The organism is Pseudoalteromonas sp. S554, assembly GCF_005930865.1.
Classification (GTDB): domain Bacteria; phylum Pseudomonadota; class Gammaproteobacteria; order Enterobacterales; family Alteromonadaceae; genus Pseudoalteromonas; species Pseudoalteromonas marina.
Map to the genome: position 1 here is coordinate 1 of NZ_PNDV01000073.1, position 19815 is coordinate 19815.

Here is a 19815-nt window from a genome sequence, read left to right on the forward strand (position 1 = left end):
GTTGATAGCGCTTTCTCCTGTAAGGTTGGTTGCCTTTTCAGCGTAGCGAATAATCGCGATGCTGGGGAGGAGGCTCAATGAGTATCAAGTCATTAAAGCAGGACAAAAAACAGTTGGTTTTTGCTCGTGCCTCGCATATTTTAACCAACTATTTTTAGCCTCTTAACGAGGCGTTATGTTTTCATGGAGCCCGTAGTGAGTTCAAGTAACTGGGATAGTGCTGTAATAAAAAGTATTGGCTATGTTGGTATAGGAATCGCCGTTTGGTTTTTATTCAATGGACTGGCACCTTCATCACTTGATGATATTTATGGACTTGCCGTTACTTTTTTACTTTATATTAGTGTTTACCTGCTAATTTCTATCGTTGGTTGGTTAGTTGTTGGCTTTCCTGTTCACTGGTTTGTAAAAAAGTACACTAACGGCTCTTATGCTTTTTATATCGCAATACCACTAATAGTTGTTGTTGGTGGCTTGTTTAACAACACTCCTCAAATATTAGGTTTGGCGGCATTATTTCAAGCCTTTTTGTTTAGGTATTATCTGAACAAAAAAACATAAAAAGGGTTTTCAAGTCGGACAAATTACAGTTGGCTTTTGTTCGTACCTCACTTATTTTAGCCAACTACAATTTGCCGCTTAAAACGGCGTTAAATTAATAGAGAGTCTATGTCTGTTATTCGTAGTTCAGTATTTCAAATTATTTTTAAATCGATATTTTTACTAGTATTTAACTTTATCGGATTTTTTCTGATTTACGCAGCTGCTCTTTTGTTAGTTAGAGAGAGCAATACCCCGTTATCGTTAATTGAACAACTTTCGGCGTTAATTTTAGCTTTGTTTACAACATCTATTTTTGCTTGGTGGATGGTAACTAGTTTTCGTCAATACGAAATCAAAATAGATAGTGAATCGATCCTACTCAAAGGGTTATCGAGCTGGAAAAAAATTGATAAAACTATTTTACTTTCTGACATTGATGGTGCAGAAATAGGGACCGACTTAGCTCTATTTAAGGGAAAAAAGTTGGTGGTGAAACTTTCAATGGTTTCTATAGCATTTGAAACAGATTCGCTTAACAAAAATATAAAAAATATTGTCGTCTGAACTGAAATAACAAAATATAAAGAGTAATTTAACAAGGGCTAAATATCAGCGGGCTGTTCGCTTTGCTTCATTTAAGCCAACCATTTTAAGTCGACTTTGATGGTCTTACATATAAAGAGGAGTACTTACAATGGTTCGTCAATCACGTAAATTTAAAATATTTGCTGCAATAATTACCATCCCATTATTTGCGATATTTTTATTTGGGTACAGCTTTATTATCTTTATGTATGCTGATGGGTTAAGCAACATTGAGCACTACTTCTTACTTGGTTTAGGTTTTATTGGTATTCTTTTGTGGGCAAAAATGTCCGTGAATATGATTAAAGACATAAGATTGATTAAAGTGTAATTTACATAAAAATATATCAGTCTTAATTATGCTAGGAAGCACGTGTATTTCTTTTACCGCTTTATTCAGTGCGGTCAATTCTAAATCAATAAAAATTCAATTTACTTTGTTTGCCTATGTGGTTATTAAACGAGTTGCATAAGGTAAAAACATTTAGGTGCGCTACATAGTAATCTCATAGTGTGATTCCATCTCAGTCAGGTCCATTGTTAGAGTAATATCGTAGAACCTAAAACTTACTTGAAGTAAATCTATAGCTGCATCTTCGCATTATTAAATATGCCCAACATTTGTTGGGCTTATGATGCACAGGCTTATTATATTAAAAGCGCCTGATTTGTTGCTATTAGTTTTTGCTTAATGCATTTTCATCGGCTCTTGAGTCAGAATGTTTACCTCAAGGTAAATACTTGCTCAACAGAAACAGAAAAATGAGCCGCTATTTTTAGTGCAATAACCACCGACGGTGTAAAACGCCCGGTTTCTACTGTGCTAATGGTTTTTCTAGAAACGCCTATGGCATCTGCCAACTCTTGCTGAGATATTTTATGTTGTAACCTAAGTTTGTGAATATGATTATCTAAATCTTCATTCATAAAGCTCTTCCTTGCCAAGTTTCCAGAAAATCAATGCGCCATGTGTAGCAGCTGCTAAGCAAAGCAATATTTGAAGTGCATCTGTGGGGTTGAAAGGGGCTATTAATTCCACAAACCACTTACTGTCGCCACTATAAGCGAGAAATGCTCCGCCAATTACCATAATATGACAAGTAGCGCGAAGGCTGAGCGAACTAACATAATCCACATACTCGTCGTTAAATTTATATGTCCAGAAACCAAGTTTTGATATGTGCTTAGCAAACTTCATCGATTTAGTACCTAACACAAGAAAATAGATAAAACTCGCAAATAAAGTTAAATCTACTAGTAAATATATAACTGAATCGGTTTTGCTGATTACTGTTGAAAGCAGCTCTGCTAACAAGAAAAACGCTAGAGCAATACTGGCTTTTCCAGTAATTGTTAAATATTGCTGTTCTTGTTCTGGTAGTACTGAGATTGATTTTGCCATTTGTTGTATATCCCTTTTTAGTGGCGACCAAATAATGTCGCGTTTTATTTACTCCACTTAAGGTTTTATGTGATACCTAAATACACCATATGTAACCCTTAGGTATCAATGATACCCAAAGGTTACATAAAGGCAACCTTTTTTTATTCTTTAATTCGCGTTAAGTGAGTACTGAGCCTGTACTAATCTAATACTTGGATAAAAATGAGAAAGAAAATTTAAAAAAAGTGAGAAAATATAATTTAAAAACAATGCTTTACTTTGTTTTTTCTAAATTTAATTAACAAGTTGAACCAAAGTAGGAACTCAGATATGGTTGTTTTATTAATAAAAATAAATTTAAACGAGTTAACCTAAAAGGAGCCTATAGTTACCTATGATCGAGAGCGCGGAGGAATTTAAAAGATTAAGAGAAAGCAATATTCCAGAGGAGTATTGTCGCGCTGCTCATGAAGGAGCCGACATTCAAGTATGGAAATGTGTGCTAGAAAAATACCCAGATATGGCATTTTGGGTGGCACAAAATAAGGCTGTTCCAATCGAAGTTCTCGAAGTGTTATCAAAGCACCCTGATCCAAAAGTTAGAGATATGGTTGCAAGAAAAAGAAAAATAACAGAATCTTTAATGCTAGCCTTTGCGACTGACAGTGACCCGTCAGTAAGAAACGCACTGGTAAATAATGGCAAGGTTACCGAGCGAGTTTTAAAAATATTAGTTAATGATTCGTGGCAAACCGTAAGTGAGCGTGCAGCTGAAAAACTACTAGCTCTAACAAAGTCATAATTTTTAGCGGGGTTAACAAGGAAGGTATGCGTTCAATTCAATTTTTAGGTTTATTGACATCAATAGTATCATTTTTGTGTTTGTTTTGGGCTTTAGCTCCGCTTTCGCCTGACAGTAGCGCTTCAGTAGAAGGTGCTATTGGCTTGTTTTTAATGTTTGGTGTAGCACCACTTTTTGGTTTTTCAGCCTTGTTGTTAATACCTTCATCTATCGCACTATTTAATGCTAAGTTAAGAGCGAACACTTATTTTTATGGTAAGTTTTGGTACGGTGTATGGGGCATTAATAGTTTGATATCTATAGGGTATGTGTTTGTAATTTTATATATTGGTTATATTTACTTAACTTTAAAAGTTAGCAGCTAGCACTAGTATTAAATCTCAGTAAAATGACGTTTACGTTTTGATGCCCGTTTACCCACTACTTTATACTTTAATCGCCGTTTTTCTAATGGTTTGTAATCAGCAGGTATTAAGCTCCTTGGTTTAATTAAGTCTTACAAGTTTCCCCGCTAGGTTAGGCTAAAAACTACTTAACACTAAATAATTTTCAACTAATTTGCTAACGGCAAACTCACTGTAAAAGTGACCCCATTATGTTGTGTGTTATTTTGCGCAGTTACACTGCCTTTATGGTAATCGCACACCAGCCTTACAATATAAAGCCCCAAGCCTAAATGCGGTTGTTGCTGCATGTGCTGGCTGCGCACAGACACCATAGAATCAAATATGTGCTCGCTCAACCCTTCGGGTAATAATGGGCCTGTGTTACTTACACTTAGAACTGCTTGTGTATCTTTGCTTTGTAACGTTACGTTAATCGCGGTATTAGCTTGGCTAAACTCTAATGCGTTATTAATGAGCTTATCAAGCAGCTGCGCTATAAACTCAGGTGCGCCTTGCATAGGTAATTTGTTTTGGCATACATCAAGCGTAAATAACTGGTTTGGGTAAGTAAGCTGATAGCCTTGCATGCAACCATTTATTACTTTTTGTAAATCAAAAGGCTCAGGCTCGTTACTTTGAATACTTTGCTCAAGGCGAGTAGCCTCACTCATGGTGGTAATTATTTTACCTAAGCGCTCTACGCCTTCACTGGCGCGATCGAGGTATTTTTGGCTAAGCTCGGTTTGTTCCAAACTTTGTAAGTTTTCAAGGGATGAACGCACCACGGCAACAGGCGTGCGTAGTTCGTGAGATAAACGCGACGACATGTTTTCTAAATAGTCGGTATAGCCGCCCAATCGGCTCACAATATTAGCAAAGCTACGCGACAGGTCGCCAATTTCATCATTAGAATCACTGTAACTAATACTGCCGGTAACACGCCCTTGTGCATCTATTGCTTGCTCTGCGGTATCGCGAAGGCGCCTAATACGGCTCGATATTCGTGATGCAAAAAAGAATAGAGTCACGGTACCAATCAGCATAACGGCTAAAATAACGTTAAATAACTTTTCGAGCGATTTATTACGAAGCGTACGCACACCATTTGTAGTTTCTTCTGCTATTACTGCACCAATGACTTTGTCTTCAATCCAAATAGGGTAGGCGGCAGATAAAATAACGGCTTTGCTATCGGGGGTAAGCCGCCAAGACGATGCAGGTTGGCCTTTTAATGCATTAGCTAAATGACTGCCTTGCATAGATGCTACATCGTGAAGGGTATCTATAAATTCGTTTTCAGGACGGGTTAAAATTTTATAATAAAGTGGGTGCAAATAGGTTTGCTCAAAGCGTTGCCAGGCATTTTTGGGTGGCTGATTTTTAAGGCCATCGGCCCATACTCCATCAGCGTTTTGAATCGTGCCCGATTGCGCAAGTACGCGGTGATGATTGTCTACAACCCATATACGGCTGCCACTGTGGCCCATCCCTTTTAAAATGCGGCTAATTTCTGGTGAAGGCACAAGCACTGAGCCTAAATCGCTTGGGTTATTTAAATTAGAGGTCGACATAACGTTAGCGTTAGGTAATTCGCTTAAGCTATCGGTATCTACAATAGCAAAACCCAGTTTGTTTCCTAGCATGGCTAACGGAAAGCGCAGTTCAACGGTGTAGCCTGTTTGGGTGCGTTTAAAATAGCCCTGAATTTTTGTAAGTGGTGCTTTGGTGTCTGCATTAAATGCGTTAACCCAGCCGTCTTGCCTAGGGGCGATGATATAGGTATTAAATTGGCCATCAGGGGCTTTTAAACCAATTTTTAAATGGTCGTTATTAGTAATGCTTAAGCTGTTTTTAGCACGATAAATAAGTGTGTTGTCGGTCACATTAAAAACGGCATATAAGTAGTTATCAAATTTGCCTACCATGTGGTCGAATGACAAATCGCTGGCTTGGTGGTTTTTATTGGTTTTTTGTAAATAGCGTTTATCGTAATGCCAAAATAGCGCTTTGTAGGGTTCCCAGTCGGTTAGTTTGCCGTCGAGCTGAATAGGATTTTTTAAGTTGTAGGCGTATAAATCGCGGCCTTTTATTACTTGGTCTAAAAAATTGGTTTGCTCGTCAAATAAGGCAGGGCGTTCGTGCAGAGCAGTGGCAAGTGCACGCGTTGTGCCTACGAGAGTTTTTTCTTGGCCTTGGCGTAAAAACTTTTCCATTTCCCATACGTACTCGTAGCCTAGCCACGGCAGTAAAAATAAAAAACAAGAAAGCACAATAAACTTACTACGTAGGCCAAATCTAAGCATTAATGTTGCTCCCACCTATAACCCATACCATACACGGTATCAATACAATCAAATTGGGAGTCGAGGGCTATAAACTTTTTGCGAATGCGTTTAACGTGAGAGGTGATGGTGCTGTCGTCCACATATATTTTTGCATCGCTCATTAAATCGTTACGGCTTTTTACATGGCCTGGGCGCTGCGCCAGTGAATGTAGCATCCAAAATTCGGTCACGGTTAAATCCACTAATTGCTGTTGCCAAAATACTTGCATGCGCTGTGTGTCGAGCGTTAACTGCCCGCGTGTTATAAGTGCATTGGCATCGGCGGGGTGTTCAAGGGCTTCCATTCTACGAAATAATGCACCTATTCGTGCTGCTAAGTGTGCCAAGCTAATGTCTTTTGTTAAGTAGTCGTCAGCGCCCATACGTAGGCCGCAAACCGTGTCTATTTCGCTATCGCGTGCGGTTAAAAAAATAATAGGGAGCGTTTTAGATAAGGTACGGAGGGTTTGGCACAGTAAAAAGCCGCCATCAATTTCGTGGCCAAGGCCTATATCAACGATGGCTAAATCCGGGAGTGCGTCTTTAAATGCATTTTCTGCCGTTATGCGGTCGCTGTAACCACTCACTTGGTAGCCTTGTGCGCCTAACATTTCCATGTAGTTTTCGCGAATGGCGGTTTCATCTTCAATGATGGCTATTTTTTTCATTCTACACACCCTTATTTATTTTAAAACGCACTATATCGAAGTTTTTCAGCTATGTACGGTTAAAAAGGCAATTGCCTTTTTTTTGCCACAATTGCTCAGCGGTTTGCCATTTTTGCTCCCCTTTGTTGCCACTTGGTGTTGTTTTAATGCACCTATCGAAACAAAACATCACAAAGTTAAATCAATTTTAAGGATCATATTATGAAGAAGACATTAATCGCGCTAACGCTTGTTGCTGGTTTTTCTACTCCGACATTTTCATCGGCATCTGAACATTCGCCCTCAAAAGAAGCAACTCAAGAAACCGCAATAGGTTTAGGAACAGGCGCTATTATTGGTGGTGTGGTTGGTGGACCAATTGGCGCGTTTATAGGCGCATTTGCTGGTGGCTTAATTGGGGGTGCAAAAGTCGCCGACAACAAAATTGACGAACAACAACGCGCTTTGGCTGTAATGAAACAAAAAACCAACGACTATCAACACGTACTTAATCATAACAATCTGTTAGAGCAGCAATTAGAGGTGCTAGCACAGCAAAACGAGCAGTTAACACAATCTCAAATTAATAACCTACTTGCGATGACCGTTCAATTTAAAACGGGTTCAAGCACTATAGCGCCTCACTTTGCTAAACAGCTTGACCAGCTAGTTGTACTTTTAAACAACCAACCTCAATTAGCCCTAGATTTAAGTGGCTTTGCCGATCAACGAGGCGATGAGCAAGCCAACCTTCTGCTCTCTAAAAAGCGTGTAAATGCAGTGCAAAGTTATTTAATAAAACACGGCGTTAGCCACAAACGTTTAAGTACGCAAGCCTTTGGTGAACAACACACATTGGCAAATAGCAATACCACAGAAGATAACTTTTTTGACCGTCGAGTAACGCTGACTACCCGTTCACTAGCGCCTGTAAATGGCCAAACGGCGAGTAACTAATTTTAGCATTCGATGGAGTGATTTTATGTTGAGTAACCCAACCAAAATGCTTGTTAAGGCAAGCATTTTTATATTCATGGCAATAGCGCTATTAGCAAGTAATAGCAGCTATGCGCAATCGCCAAAGCTTGAACTAACCGATACCTTAGGTAAGCCCGTTAGCCCTGCCATAATATTAAAAAGCGACGCTCATATGACAGTAACAGAGTTAATTAACCATGTTGTCGTTAAGCAAACTTATCAAAACGAAAACCCATTTGCGGTGAATGCTCGTTATGTGTTTCCACTACCCGACGAAAGTGCAGTGCACGCCATGACAATGCGTATTGGTGAGCGCGTTATTAAAGGGCACATAGATAAAAAAATTGAGGCCGAAAAAAAATACGCACAAGCTCAAAAGGCAGGAAAGCAGGCTGCATTGGTGCGTCAACAACGGGCAAATATGTTTGTCACTAATGTGGCAAATATTGGCCCTGGTGAACAGGTGGCCATTGAGCTTGAGTATCAAGAAATTATTAATTACCGCAGTGGCACTTTTACCATTCGTTTCCCTACCACAATTACGCCGCGCTACCATGCAATAAATGGCACATTAGAACAGCCTAGTTCAAGCCTTATGGATCAAAACTTAGCGCCCAGTGGTTGGCTAAGACCGGTATATAACGTTCAAAAAAATAATGATGCACCTAGCAGTGAGTTTACTTTAAACATAGACATAGATGTGGGATTAGAGCTTGTTGATATAACCTCTAAACATCACCGTATTAATGTTAATAATCCCGCGTTTGGGCAATATAAAATAGCACTGAACGATACAAATGGGGCTAATCGTGACTTTGTTTTAGCGTTTAAGCCGCTTCAAAAAGAAAACGCGCAAGCTGCCTTTTTTACCCAGCAGTTTGAAAACGCAGACCGCTATGGCCTTGCTATGTTAATGCCGCCTGGAGATCATTTTACGCAAACTCAGCGCTTACCCCGAGAAATGGTATTTGTAGTAGATACATCGGGCTCAATGCATGGGCAGTCTATTGAGCAGGCCAAAAAGGCATTATTTTATGCCCTGTCGTTACTTGAAAGCGACGACAGTTTTAACATTATTGGTTTTGATAATAATGTTACCGCCATGAGTGATAGGCCTCTTATAGCCAGTGATTTTAACTTACGCCGAGCAGAGCGTTTTATTTACAGCCTTGAAGCCGATGGTGGCACCGAAATCCAAGGCGCGCTTGATGCGGTACTTGATGGCAGTACGTTTGATGGCTTTGTACGCCAAGTGGTGTTTTTAACCGACGGCAGTGTAAGTAACGAAGCTACTTTATTTAAAAATATTCAGGCTAAATTAGGTGATAGCCGTTTATTTACGGTAGGAATTGGTAGCGCGCCTAATAGCTTTTTTATGCGCCGTGCAGCCGATATAGGCAAAGGCACATTTACTTTTATTGGCAGCACACAAGAAGTACAGCCTAAAATGCAGCAGTTATTTGATAAGCTCGCCCACCCAGCCATTACAGACCTCGCTTTAAGCGATGAAAACGGTAACAGCTTAGATTTTTGGCCGTCACCACTGCCTGATTTATATTTTGGTGAGCCAGTTATGGTTGCTATAAAGCTTAATGATGCTAAAAGTGTGATACTGACAGGGCAAACAGCACAAGGGCCTTTAAGTATTAAATTAAGCACACAAAATAGCTCTCAAGCCAAAGGCATAGCAAAACTGTGGGCGCGTCAAAAAATTAAATCGTTACTTTTATACAACGAGCAAAGTAGTGTTAAAGACGAGGTGCAAAAATTAGCTTTAACGCATCAGCTTTTAAGTCCATTTACTGCGTTTATTGCCATTGAACACACTCAAATTAAAGACGTTGCAGATCAAACAGCGCAAGCCGCTAACCAAGTACCGCAAGGGATGGAAATGCGTTTGCCGCAAACCGATGGTCAAAGTAGGCTGCATATAATGTTGGGTAGTATGTTACTTATAACGTTTGGTGCTCTTAAATTAAAAAGACGCGTTAAAACATGAAAAAGTGGTTAAGTGCAGGGCTATTAATTGCTGGGCTCAGCTTGTTTGGCCACGGTGTGTATATGCAAGCAAAGGCATGGCTTGCACAAGTGTTGATTGAGCATGCGTGGCAGCAAGCGCTTGCAGAGCCTGGTAAAAAAGTAAAACCGTGGTTTTATGCTGACAGTTTTGTAACCGCGCAGCTTCACTTTCCATCGCATAATAAAACGTTAAGTGTGCTTGGTGGTGCGAGTGGTCGAAATTTAGCATTTGCACCAAGCCATTTTTTGCCCGCGGGGGAATTGGGCAATCGCCAGAAGGGAGCGCTAATAGCAGGTCATAACGACACCCACTTTGCGTTTTTACAGCACGCCAAAGTAGGGGAGCAGTTTACTATGCAGTTACAAAGCGGGGAGTTACAGCAGTATAAAGTCACGGCGGTTGATATAATTCATCAATCGCAGCATGACTTTTTACGCACACCGGGGCTTTATTTACTTACCTGTTATCCCTTTGATGCATTAGCATCGGGCACCGATTTGAGGTTATTGGTATCGGCAGAAATATCTTCACCAGATTCACTAAGTGGTATATCAACAACAAGCTCTTCACCAGATTCACTAAGTGGTATATCAACAACAAGCTCTTGATGGCGCTGACTAACCATAACGCCAATAAATACCACAAAAATACTAAGCCACTGCCAAAGTGTAAGTACTTCTCCCAAAATAATGGCCGATAAGATAAGTGTAAAAATAGGAATTAAATTTGAATACGCCGCCGCAGTAAGCACCGATACCTTGCTAATTGCATAGTTGTACATACCGTAACCGCCTAAAGTAACGCAAGAGCCTAAATATAAAATACTCATAAGTGCCGTTAGGTCGTGTTGATTTTCGCTGGGTAGGTCAATAAAAAATAAAAAGGGGGCAAAAAACAAACTCCCGCTAATGCCTTGTAATGCAATTAAAGTCAGTGGTGAATACCGGTTTGCTAAGTGCTTAATACTAACAGTATAAAATGCAGCGCACACCATAGCCATTAACTCTAAAAAGTTACCCAAAATAGGATTAGGTGCTTGTTCTGAACTTGGCGAGAGTAGCGTAAGTAAAATACTGCCGCCAATACATAGCGTAAAGCCCACTACAATGGCTTTACTTATGTATTCTTTGAGCATAAAAAATGCTAAAAACGCCACTATTATTGGCAAGCACGACACAATAACACCCGCCTGAGATGCCGATGTATATTCCATTGCGTGCCCTTCAAATAAAAAGTACAAGCACGGCTCAGCAAGTGACATGCCCACTAAATACTTCCAATCACCTTTTTGATATTCAAAGCGAATAACATAACGCCATAAACACAATGAAATAACGAGCGTAGTAAGCATACGTAAAAATATCACTAACGCTGGATCGTAAATGGCAATGGCGTATTTAAGCGCTATAAACGAACTGCCCCATAAAAAAGTGGCAATAATTAAACATAAACTGGCAGGCATAAGACGTAATTTAAACAATAAAATATAGCGCGATCCTAGCATGAATATTTTTAACTTGTTCAAAAATACCGAGCTGGTATAAGTTAAATCATAATAAAATTTTAATAGCTAAAAACAATGCAAAGGGAACAGATAATAGTTGTAAAGTTAGGTACAAGCGTACTAACTGGTGGCACCGATAAACTAGATAAAGCTCATATGGTTGAGTTAGTTCGCCAATGCTGCGAGCTTAAAAAGCAGGGGCATCAGGTTGTTATAGTATCGAGCGGCGCCGTAGCTGCAGGCCGTGAGCAACTATTAAAATCCTGTGGTACGAGCTTAGCGGATAAACAAATGTTAGCCGCCATTGGGCAGGGCCAACTTATTCATATATGGCAAAGTTTGTTTGCCTTGTATGGTGTAAACGTAGGGCAAATGCTGCTAACACGCGCTGATGTTGATGACAGGGAGCGCTACTTAAACGCACGCGATACATTAACGGCCTTACTTAGTTACAACGTGGTGCCTATTATAAATGAAAACGATGCGGTGGCGACAAGCGAAATAAAAGTGGGTGATAATGATAACCTATCGGCCTTGGTGGCTATATTAGCTAATGCAGACAAATTACTATTACTTACCGATCAAGACGGCTTGTTTACCAGCGATCCGCGCACCAATGCCGATGCAAAGCTTATTGACGAAGTAACTCACATAAACGATGAACTGCGTCAACTTGCTGGTGGCAGTGGTACTAACTTAGGCACTGGCGGTATGGCAACAAAGCTGCAAGCGGCTGATATAGCAAGGCGTGCAGGCGTTGAAGTTATTATTGCCAAAGGCGCTGGCAGCAACGTTATTTTAAAATGCATGAGCGAGCAATTACCGGGTACTCGCTTTTTAAAGTTGACAGCGCCTAAAGATGGTCGCAAAAAATGGTTATTAGCCGGGCCTAAAAGTAATGGGCAAATAGCAATAGACGCAGGCGCTATTCGTGCGCTGCAAAATAATGGGGCAAGTTTATTGGCCAAAGGAGTCACTTGTGCCTTTGGGGATTTTGAGCGTGGTGATTTAATAGATTTGATTGATACAAATAACCAAGTAATTGCGCGTGGTTTAACCCGCTTTAGTCGCTCGGAGGTTAATAAAATTAAAGGCGCACATTCAAAAAATATTGCACAGTTACTTAGTTATGACGCTGGGGCAGAAGTATTGCATAGGGATGATTTGGTACTACTTTAATGCTTAGCTAAAAAGCATGTATTTTAATTAACTGTCTAATTATTTAGTAAAGTTATAGATTACGTCTACAATGGTTAAAAATTATTCAAATTGGGTGTGGCAATGCAAGCCAATTCATGTGGCCACGAGTGGGTAGTCGAACTCACTTGTCAGGAAGACGAAAGCCATTTAGATTCGGCTTTAATAGACGTGCTAGGTGACTTACTAAGCGTCGATAATTTTGCGATTTACATAAACAAGCACGTTACCTTGCAAGCCCCACCAATACTGATAAACACACAGCAACTTAACATACCTAGAGCCCAATCAAGCCCAATTAATACTTAATAAAGCAACACCTAGTAAAACAAGGGTTGTTCATACGACTGATGATGTAACAACATACATCCCGGTTAATCATAGCGATACTATTCTGGGTGTTTTAATAATTAAAACCAAGCAGTTAATAACCGATAGAATAAGTGCATTAGCGATGTACATTTTAAATGTGTATGCGAATCAATTATGGATTTTGCATAAGTCGCGGCTTGATCCTTTAACGGGGCTTTTAAATCGGCAAACCTTTGACAAAAAAGTAATGGAAATAGTCACCGGTAATGGTTTTTTATTACCCCGAGAGCAAGCAGATACAAAACGCTGTTGGTATTTAGCCATTGTTGACATTGATTTATTTAAAAATGTTAACGATACATTTGGCCATGTAGTTGGCGACGGTGTAATTGCACAAGTTGCTAAACTCATAAAAAATAATTTTAGAATTGAGGATTATGCTTTTAGATACGGAGGGGAAGAGTTTGCAATAGTGTTTCAGTCGCAAACAAATACGGATGCACTTAATGCACTCACTCGTTTACGACAGCGAGTAGCCAGTCATGATTTTGAGCACATACAGCAGTTAACAATTAGCATTGGCTTTTTAGAGCTGCAGAGCGCTGACACCGTTTCAAGCATAGTAAACCAAGCCGATATGGCGTTATATCACTCAAAAAAAACAGGACGGAATAAGGTGACATCATGTCACGAACTTACGGTCAGTAAAGAAGTCAGGATTTCTCAATAGTATTGAGCTTTTTTGATTGTAAAATTGTGCTAAAATCTGGCTCCTTAAATTGTTGTAGTCAGAGTATTAAGCATGAAATTCGTTCGTTGGTTTTTAGGTTGTATAATTTTATTCTTTAATTTTATATTTACTCCTCGTAGTAAAAAGCGTGCAAGCGAAGAGCAAGCCAAGCTTGATCTGCAAACCTCTCATTTTAAACTTTACCAATTTAAAGCATGCCCGTTTTGTGTGAAAGTACGCCGTGCTATTAAGCGCGAAGGCTTAAACATAGAAACACGCGATGCAAAAAACAATGAGCAATATCGCCAAGAGCTACTAGAACAAGGTGGCAAAATTAAAGTGCCTTGTTTACGTATAGAGCAAAATGGCCAAACTCAATGGCTTTACGAATCTAACGATATTATTGCGTACTTAAATAAAGTAGCTGCTTAAACGATTCATTTAATTTTTATCTCACTTATTTAAAGAGACATTATCATGACAATCCGTACTCGTGTTGCCCCGTCACCTACTGGTGACCCGCATCTTGGCACCGCTTATATTGCATTATTTAACTACTGTTTTGCTAAGCAGCAAGGCGGCGAATTTGTTCTTCGTATCGAAGATACAGACCAAGTACGAAGCACACCTGAGTCGGAACAAGCGATAATGGATAGCCTACGTTGGTTAGGTCTTGAGTGGGATCATGGCCCTGATGTAGGCGGTGAATTTGGCCCGTACCGTCAGTCTGAACGTAGCGATTTATATAAAAAATACGCACACCAACTTGTTGAGCAAGGCAAAGCATTTTACTGTTTTGCAACAAGCGAAGAGCTTGACCAAATGCGCGAAGAGCAAATGGCTGAAGGTCTGCGTCCTAAATACGACGGTCGTGGTTTAAACCACACAGAAGACGAAATTAAAGCTAACCTAGCTGCAGGAAAGCCTTACGTTATCCGTATGAAAATTCCAAGTGAAGGCACCTTCAAGTTTAACGACTACCTACGCGACGAAATTGAGATCCCGTGGGAAAACGTAGACATGCAAGTGCTATTAAAAGCCGATGGCTTCCCAACGTATTTCTTAGCAAATGTGGTAGACGATCACCACATGCAAATTAGCCATATTTTCCGTGGTGAAGAGTGGATTAACTCAGCACCTAAACTATTAAAGCTTTACGAAGATTTTGGTTGGGAAGCGCCAGTACTTGGGCACCTGCCACTATTACGTAACCCAGATAAGTCAAAGCTTTCTAAGCGTAAAAACCCTACAAGTATCAATTACTACAAAGAAATGGGTTACCTACCAGAAGCGGTACTTAACTACTTAGGCCGCATGGGCTGGTCAATGCCAGACGAGCGTGAAAAGTTCACACTTGATGAAATGATTGAACACTTTGACATGAAGCGTGTATCGCTTGGTGGCCCAGTATTTGACGTAGATAAGTTAAGCTGGTTGAACGGGACGTGGATCCGCGAAAACTTGACTGACGAAGAGCTTGTGCAGCGCTTTGTTGATTGGAAGTTTAACGGCGAAATGCTAGCTAAAGTATTACCAGAAGCTAAAACGCGTATTAATACGTTGTCGGATATGGTTGATTTAGCAGGTCATTTTGTAGGTGGTATTCCAACTTACGACCCAGCGCTGTTAACGGCGGGCAAAGCCGACGAAAATGTAATACGCCAAGCACTACAATTTTTTGTATGGCAATTAGAAGGCTTACGTAGTTTTGATAAGCCAGCTATTTTTGCCATTGCAAAAGAGGTTGCCACATTCCATGAGCTTAAAATTAAAGACTTTTTAGAGCCAATATTTGTAGCAATCACAGGTAAAACGTCATCGACGTCGGTACTTGATGCAATGGAAATTTTAGGCTCTGACCTATCACGTGCGCGTTTACGTGTAGCACTTGCTCATTTAGGTATTTCTAAAAAGCAGGCTAAAAATATTGAGCGTGCTTACCGCACATACCCAAGCGCATAATCTTTAGTCATACTTTTTAAAAAGCCGAGCTTATTAAATAAGCTCGGCTTTTTTGTTTTAGGGAGCCAGTGTTAATTAGTTCTGGTATTACTGCATTTATTTCAAGTCGTAAGCTTGACCAGTACAAGTAACCGAAATGTCGCAATAAGATTGAGGAGTTTCTCTACAAGAATTAATAGTAAAGGCATTACCGCCTCTGCGCATTGCATCCACTTTAAGTGAATCAATGGCACTTGATTTAGCGCGATTGTAACTAACGTTACTGTTTGCACCACGGCCATCTCCATTACAGCTCTCGCCTTCAATTCGGCCTAATAATGAAGCACCGCTTTCATGGGCTTGTTGGTCACTATAAAATTGATGCAGATCTCTTTTATTTACATAAGTACCAATTTCATCACCTAAAACATCGTTGTTTATATTGGTATGGTAAGTAACGCCAGAACACCCAGTAAGTGCAGTTAGCACACAGGTTACAGCAAAAATACGCAGCATAATGATTAATCCCTTAGTTATTGTTGGCTTAAGAACAAATTATCAATAAAAACAAAAGCAAGCAAAACAAAAACAAAAGTAAGTTGTATCATTTTGTAAGTGATTCGACCTCTCTTTAAATTTTTTCTGGTAGTATGGGTAAGTTATAAGCAGTTTAAGCAGTGAACAAACTATGTTAAGTCCTTACTTTCAGCAGCACGCTGATTATGTTTCTATCTCTCGTGAGCAAGGGTGTCGTTTCGCAAAGTGCGTTGCAGATGATTACAATCCACTTCATGATAAAGATGCCAAAAAGTTTTGCGCGCCAGGAGACTTACTTTTTTCTTTAGTGTTAGACCGCTACGGTATAAGTGAGCGAATGGAGTTTACCTTTGCTGGCATGGTTGACGAAAATACCAAACTTAACTTCCCACAAGGGGATGATGAGTTTGATGTAACCAACGGCGATAAAGTAATTTTAAAGGTAAAACGCGAAGGCAAAACCAGCAAATGCCCAACACTTACAAATAGCCTAATAAAAAACTATGTTGAGTTTTCTGGTGCGGCATTCCCACATGTCATTATTCCGTTAATGGGCAAGCAAGAGGTAATGATTAACCCAGCGCGCCCTATGGTTATTTACGAGTCGATGATTATTAATCTTGATAACATTGAGATTAAAGCACCAACGCTTGAGTTTGCTGAGCCAAGCTTTGAATATACAGGTAAACGCGGCAAAATTACTCTGCGCTTTAACCTATTAGAAAACGGCGAAAAAGTTGGTTTTGGTGAAAAGCACATGGTGGTGTCTGGTATTCGTGAATACTGCCAAGCAACGGTTGATGACTTAATCGCATTTTATAATGAGCGAAAAGCGACCTTAAAACCAGTTTAAAATCAGCATTTAAATGAGGCGCTATTGATAGCGCCTTTTTTATTGCTAAAGCTCAGGTATAATGGCGCTCTTTGTTATTTTAAAGCTAAGCCTATGTCCGCTACATCATTTTCATCACTTAATCTCGACCCGTTATTATTAACAGCGATTGAGCAAAATAATTACACTCAGCCTACCGCAATTCAGATTAAAACTATTCCGCCAATTCTCGCGGGCAATGATGTAATGGGCAGCGCACAAACTGGCACAGGTAAAACAGCAGCCTTTGTATTGCCACTACTACATAAGCTTTTAAATACACCTAAAAAGGATGAGCCAGGCATTGCTCGAGTGGTCATTTTAACGCCTACGCGTGAGCTTGCTCAGCAAGTGTTTGCAAGCTTTGAAAAATACGCTCAAGGCAGTAATGTTCAGGGTGCTTTAGCGTATGGCGGCGCAAGTATTGGCCCGCAAATTAAAGCACTTAAAACGGCGCAAGTGATAGTGGCAACACCAGGTCGCTTGCTCGATCATATAGTTAAAGGCAGTGTGGTGCTCTCTAGTGTTGATTCATTAGTATTTGATGAAGCAGACCGCATGCTCGATATGGGCTTTATTGATGAAATAAAACGTATTTTGCGCCACATTCCAGGCGATCGCCAAACCTTATTGTTCTCAGCCACATTCGATGACAGCGTGTTTGAGCTAAGTAAAAAACTACTTAAAAACCCCGAGCTGATTGAAGTTGATAAACGTAACTCAGCCGCCGTTGAAGTAGAGCAAATTATTTACGCAGTTGATGAAGACCGTAAGCGCGAACTTGTATCGCACATGATTGGCATGAAAAATTGGCGCCAAGTACTTATATTTACGCGCACCAAACAAATGGCCGATAAGCTTGCCAAAGAAATGTGTAAAGACGGTTTAAAAACAGAATCCATTCATGGCGATAAATCGCAAGGCGCGCGCGACCGTGCACTACAAAACTTTAAAGAAGGCACTACACGCGTATTAGTTGCCACCGATGTAGCTGCACGCGGGCTTGATATTCCTGCGCTTAAATACGTAATAAACTTTGAGCTGCCATATATAGCTGAAGACTACGTACACCGCATAGGCCGTACGGGTCGCGCAGGCGAGCAAGGGCTTGCAATGTCGCTTGTAAGTATTGATGAGCAATGGCTACTTGAAGAAATTGAAGTACTACTTGATACGCGTTTAGCATCACAATGGTTAGAAGGTTACGAGCCTGACTTAAACAAAGCCCCTAAAGATAACCGAAAAAACACTAACAAAGCGCGTAAAGATCGCGATAAAAAACGTATTACAGGCAAAAGGGCACCAAGCAGACGACGAAAATAATAGCCAGTAGCATGGGGCAGTTAATGCCCCATTTAGTGATAAAAAATGAGTTTTAAATAGTATTTAGCAATTTTATACACATCAGCTGCGCTTATTTTAATGGTCACTTTTACATAAAGCGGCAAAATAAATAATCCCCCCTTTAAATCGCAATACTTTGTAAGTGTTTTTTCTTCTTACAAATGTGCATTATTACAGTTTAAATCTATACTTAATCTACGACTAATAGATTGGTAGAGCGATGAAAGGTATTATTTTTACTGAATTTTTAGAAATGGTCGAAAGCACATTTTCACCTGCCGTTGCCGATCAAATTATTGAACAAAACGAACTGGATTCCAATGGGATTTACACCAGCGTTGGTAACTATAACAAGCAAGAGCTTTTAAAATTAGTGACTTTGTTGAGCAACATTGTCGATATTCCAGTAGATGTACTGGTTAAAGAGTACGGAAAATATCTGTTAACGCGCTTCTTAGTTTACTACCCACAGTTTTTTGAAAACCTCACTACCACGTTTGATTTTTTAGATACCATAGATAGACACGTGCATATAGAAGTTGAAAAATTGTACACCGACGTTGAGTTACCTAGTTTTCAAACCAAGCGATTAAGTGATACTCAAATGCAGATGGTTTACCATTCGAGTAATCCCTTTGCAGTGCTCGCTGAGGGGTTAATAGAAGGTGCAGCCGAGCATTTTAAGGAAAATATCAGCATACGCAGCGATATCAGTGACGATCATCAAGTTGCTACATTTAACTTAACTCTGGTCGGTTAAATATGGATGTAGCTCTTTTACAGCGCAGATTAGAACGAGAGCGTTTGGCACGAAAAGAAGCTGAAAAACTACTTGAAGCCAAATCGTTACAGCTTTACGAAGCCAATAAGGTACTCAAAGGTGCGGCTGAAAATTTGGAGCAGGAGGTTGCTAACAGAACTCACGACCTTGAACTGGCTAAACAAGATGCAGAAGCTGCGAATGAGGCTAAATCAGACTTTTTAGCAAACATGAGCCATGAGATTCGCACCCCGATGAATGCCATAATAGGCATGGCTTATTTGGCTTTAGATACTGAGCTTTCGGAAAAACAGCGCGACTATGTTGAAAAAATTCATTATTCGGCAGAGTCTTTATTAGGAATAATTAATGATATTTTAGACTTTTCAAAGGTTGAAGCGGGTAAAATAGAGCTAGAACAAAAAGAATTCAATTTTAATACCTTCCTAGAAAATCTTGTAAATATTATTAGCACGCTAGCATCACAAAGAAAAATTGAAGTGGTGTTTGATATTGACCCCTTACTGCCTGACTTTTTTATTGGTGATGCATTAAGACTCAACCAAGTACTATTAAATCTGTTAAATAATGCACTTAAATTTTCAACACGGGGTAAGGTTATATTAGCTGTAAAACTAGTTCAGAAAGTAGATAGTTATTGCAGTGTTGCTTTCTCTATTTCAGATAACGGCATTGGGATGACCCAAGCACAAGTTGACTCACTATTTAAACCTTTTACTCAGGCTGACGTATCGACAACCCGAAAGTTTGGTGGAACGGGGCTTGGTTTGGTAATAAGCAAAACATTGGTCGAACTAATGCAGGGCGATATTACAGTAAACAGCAAATTAAATAAGGGGAGTGAATCGCCCCGTGTTTGCCAGAGACTCAATAACTTGAGAAACTGGAACTATGAAAAAATCAAATCGCTATACATCAGAATTTCGTCA

At 39.9% G+C, this 19815-nt stretch carries 22 protein-coding genes and 1 pseudogene; 17 read left to right on the plus strand and 6 right to left on the minus strand.

All coding sequences use genetic code 11. From position 1 onward, the window contains the following. Positions 1–195 precede the first annotated feature (195 nt). The 3 genes from CWB65_RS15320 (at position 196) to CWB65_RS15330 (ending at position 1459) form a co-directional block, all read left to right on the plus strand. Entirely contained in the window at positions 196–561 is a 366-nt protein-coding gene (locus CWB65_RS15320; RefSeq protein ID WP_021032388.1) for a hypothetical protein, read from the plus strand. Positions 562–669: 108 nt separating this feature from the next. Continuing rightward, positions 670–1107, plus strand: a complete 438-nt coding sequence (locus CWB65_RS15325) for a hypothetical protein (RefSeq protein WP_008130430.1) — start codon at positions 670–672, stop codon at positions 1105–1107. Positions 1108–1237: 130 nt separating this feature from the next. Continuing rightward, the gene (locus CWB65_RS15330; protein ID WP_008130428.1) at positions 1238–1459 is read left to right on the plus strand and encodes a hypothetical protein; all 222 of its coding nucleotides are present in this window, start codon (positions 1238–1240) and stop codon (positions 1457–1459) included. A gap of 392 nt (positions 1460–1851) precedes the next feature. Here the strand turns inward: CWB65_RS15330 and CWB65_RS15335 are convergent, their stop codons facing one another. Beyond that, positions 1852–2055, minus strand: a complete 204-nt coding sequence (locus CWB65_RS15335; RefSeq protein ID WP_008130424.1) for a helix-turn-helix transcriptional regulator — start codon at positions 2053–2055, stop codon at positions 1852–1854. Further along, complete coding sequence (locus tag CWB65_RS15340; RefSeq protein ID WP_008130422.1) at positions 2048–2530, minus strand: hypothetical protein; 483 nt, start codon at positions 2528–2530, stop codon at positions 2048–2050. The genes CWB65_RS15335 and CWB65_RS15340 overlap by 8 nt, the downstream gene beginning before the upstream one ends. A gap of 376 nt (positions 2531–2906) precedes the next feature. Between CWB65_RS15340 and CWB65_RS15345 the strand changes: the two genes are divergently transcribed. Together CWB65_RS15345 and CWB65_RS15350 are read left to right on the plus strand one after the other, a co-directional pair. Further along, positions 2907–3314, plus strand: coding sequence for a HEAT repeat domain-containing protein (locus tag CWB65_RS15345; RefSeq protein WP_033025552.1), 408 nt, complete (start codon positions 2907–2909; stop codon positions 3312–3314). Positions 3315–3340: 26 nt separating this feature from the next. Beyond that, positions 3341–3679, plus strand: a complete 339-nt coding sequence (locus CWB65_RS15350; RefSeq protein WP_008130418.1) for a hypothetical protein — start codon at positions 3341–3343, stop codon at positions 3677–3679. A 188-nt stretch (positions 3680–3867) separates the two neighbouring features. Here CWB65_RS15350 and pdsS read toward each other — a convergent pair whose 3' ends face one another. Next, a complete protein-coding gene (pdsS, locus tag CWB65_RS15355) occupies positions 3868–6003 on the minus strand; it encodes a proteobacterial dedicated sortase system histidine kinase (protein ID WP_008130417.1) in 2136 nt (711 codons plus the stop codon). Next, on the minus strand, positions 6003–6692 hold the full coding sequence (gene pdsR / locus CWB65_RS15360) for a proteobacterial dedicated sortase system response regulator (RefSeq protein WP_006791901.1): 690 nt from the start codon (positions 6690–6692) through the stop codon (positions 6003–6005). Before pdsR ends, pdsS begins: the two co-directional genes overlap by 1 nt. A 201-nt stretch (positions 6693–6893) precedes the next feature. On the opposite strand from pdsR, the gene pdsO reads away from it, so the two are divergent. From pdsO to CWB65_RS15375, 3 genes and pseudogenes are all read left to right on the plus strand, one after another. Further along, on the plus strand, positions 6894–7628 hold the full coding sequence (pdsO, locus tag CWB65_RS15365; RefSeq protein ID WP_008130413.1) for a sortase-associated OmpA-like protein PdsO: 735 nt from the start codon (positions 6894–6896) through the stop codon (positions 7626–7628). Positions 7629–7653: 25 nt separating this feature from the next. Further along, on the plus strand, positions 7654–9648 hold the full coding sequence (locus CWB65_RS15370) for a marine proteobacterial sortase target protein (RefSeq protein WP_138740919.1): 1995 nt from the start codon (positions 7654–7656) through the stop codon (positions 9646–9648). Then, positions 9645–10235: pseudogene (locus CWB65_RS15375) on the plus strand (class GN sortase); the annotation flags it as partial. The gene CWB65_RS15370 and the pseudogene CWB65_RS15375, both read left to right, overlap by 4 nt. Here CWB65_RS15375 and CWB65_RS15380 read toward each other — a convergent pair. Then, positions 10133–11131 (minus strand): DMT family transporter, encoded by a 999-nt coding sequence (locus CWB65_RS15380; protein ID WP_138740924.1) that lies wholly within the window; start codon positions 11129–11131, stop codon positions 10133–10135. The pseudogene CWB65_RS15375 and the gene CWB65_RS15380 overlap by 103 nt on opposite strands. 117 nt (positions 11132–11248) lie before the next feature. On the opposite strand from CWB65_RS15380, the gene proB reads away from it, so the two are divergent. The 5 genes from proB (at position 11249) to gltX (ending at position 15374) form a co-directional block, all read left to right on the plus strand. Further along, a complete protein-coding gene (gene proB / locus CWB65_RS15385) occupies positions 11249–12352 on the plus strand; it encodes a glutamate 5-kinase (protein ID WP_008130410.1) in 1104 nt (367 codons plus the stop codon). A gap of 102 nt (positions 12353–12454) precedes the next feature. Then, positions 12455–12679 (plus strand): hypothetical protein, encoded by a 225-nt coding sequence (locus CWB65_RS20080; RefSeq protein WP_249365036.1) that lies wholly within the window; start codon positions 12455–12457, stop codon positions 12677–12679. A 145-nt stretch (positions 12680–12824) separates the two neighbouring features. Continuing rightward, the gene (locus CWB65_RS20085) at positions 12825–13412 is read left to right on the plus strand and encodes a GGDEF domain-containing protein (RefSeq protein WP_249365037.1); all 588 of its coding nucleotides are present in this window, start codon (positions 12825–12827) and stop codon (positions 13410–13412) included. Between the two features lie 72 nt (positions 13413–13484). Further along, positions 13485–13844: a glutaredoxin family protein gene (locus tag CWB65_RS15395; RefSeq protein ID WP_138740920.1), complete on the plus strand. Its 360-nt coding sequence runs from the start codon at positions 13485–13487 to the stop codon at positions 13842–13844. 45 nt (positions 13845–13889) lie between these two features. After that, complete coding sequence (gltX, locus tag CWB65_RS15400) at positions 13890–15374, plus strand: glutamate--tRNA ligase (protein ID WP_008130406.1); 1485 nt, start codon at positions 13890–13892, stop codon at positions 15372–15374. A gap of 96 nt (positions 15375–15470) precedes the next feature. Here gltX and CWB65_RS15405 read toward each other — a convergent pair whose 3' ends face one another. After that, positions 15471–15869 carry a hypothetical protein gene (locus CWB65_RS15405; RefSeq protein WP_138740921.1) on the minus strand — a complete coding sequence of 133 codons (399 nt, stop codon included), beginning with the start codon at positions 15867–15869 and terminating at the stop codon, positions 15471–15473. 172 nt (positions 15870–16041) lie between these two features. Here CWB65_RS15405 and CWB65_RS15410 point away from each other — a divergent pair, with 172 nt between their 5' ends. The 4 genes from CWB65_RS15410 to CWB65_RS15425 form a co-directional block, all read left to right on the plus strand. After that, positions 16042–16743 (plus strand): DUF3581 domain-containing protein, encoded by a 702-nt coding sequence (locus tag CWB65_RS15410; RefSeq protein ID WP_039036485.1) that lies wholly within the window; start codon positions 16042–16044, stop codon positions 16741–16743. 93 nt (positions 16744–16836) lie between these two features. Further along, positions 16837–18084, plus strand: a complete 1248-nt coding sequence (locus CWB65_RS15415; RefSeq protein ID WP_138740922.1) for a DEAD/DEAH box helicase — start codon at positions 16837–16839, stop codon at positions 18082–18084. 241 nt (positions 18085–18325) lie between these two features. Continuing rightward, on the plus strand, positions 18326–18865 hold the full coding sequence (locus tag CWB65_RS15420; RefSeq protein WP_138740923.1) for a heme NO-binding domain-containing protein: 540 nt from the start codon (positions 18326–18328) through the stop codon (positions 18863–18865). 2 nt (positions 18866–18867) lie between these two features. After that, the coding region (locus CWB65_RS15425; protein ID WP_249365038.1) for an ATP-binding protein at positions 18868–19815 on the plus strand (948 nt) is incomplete at its 3' end.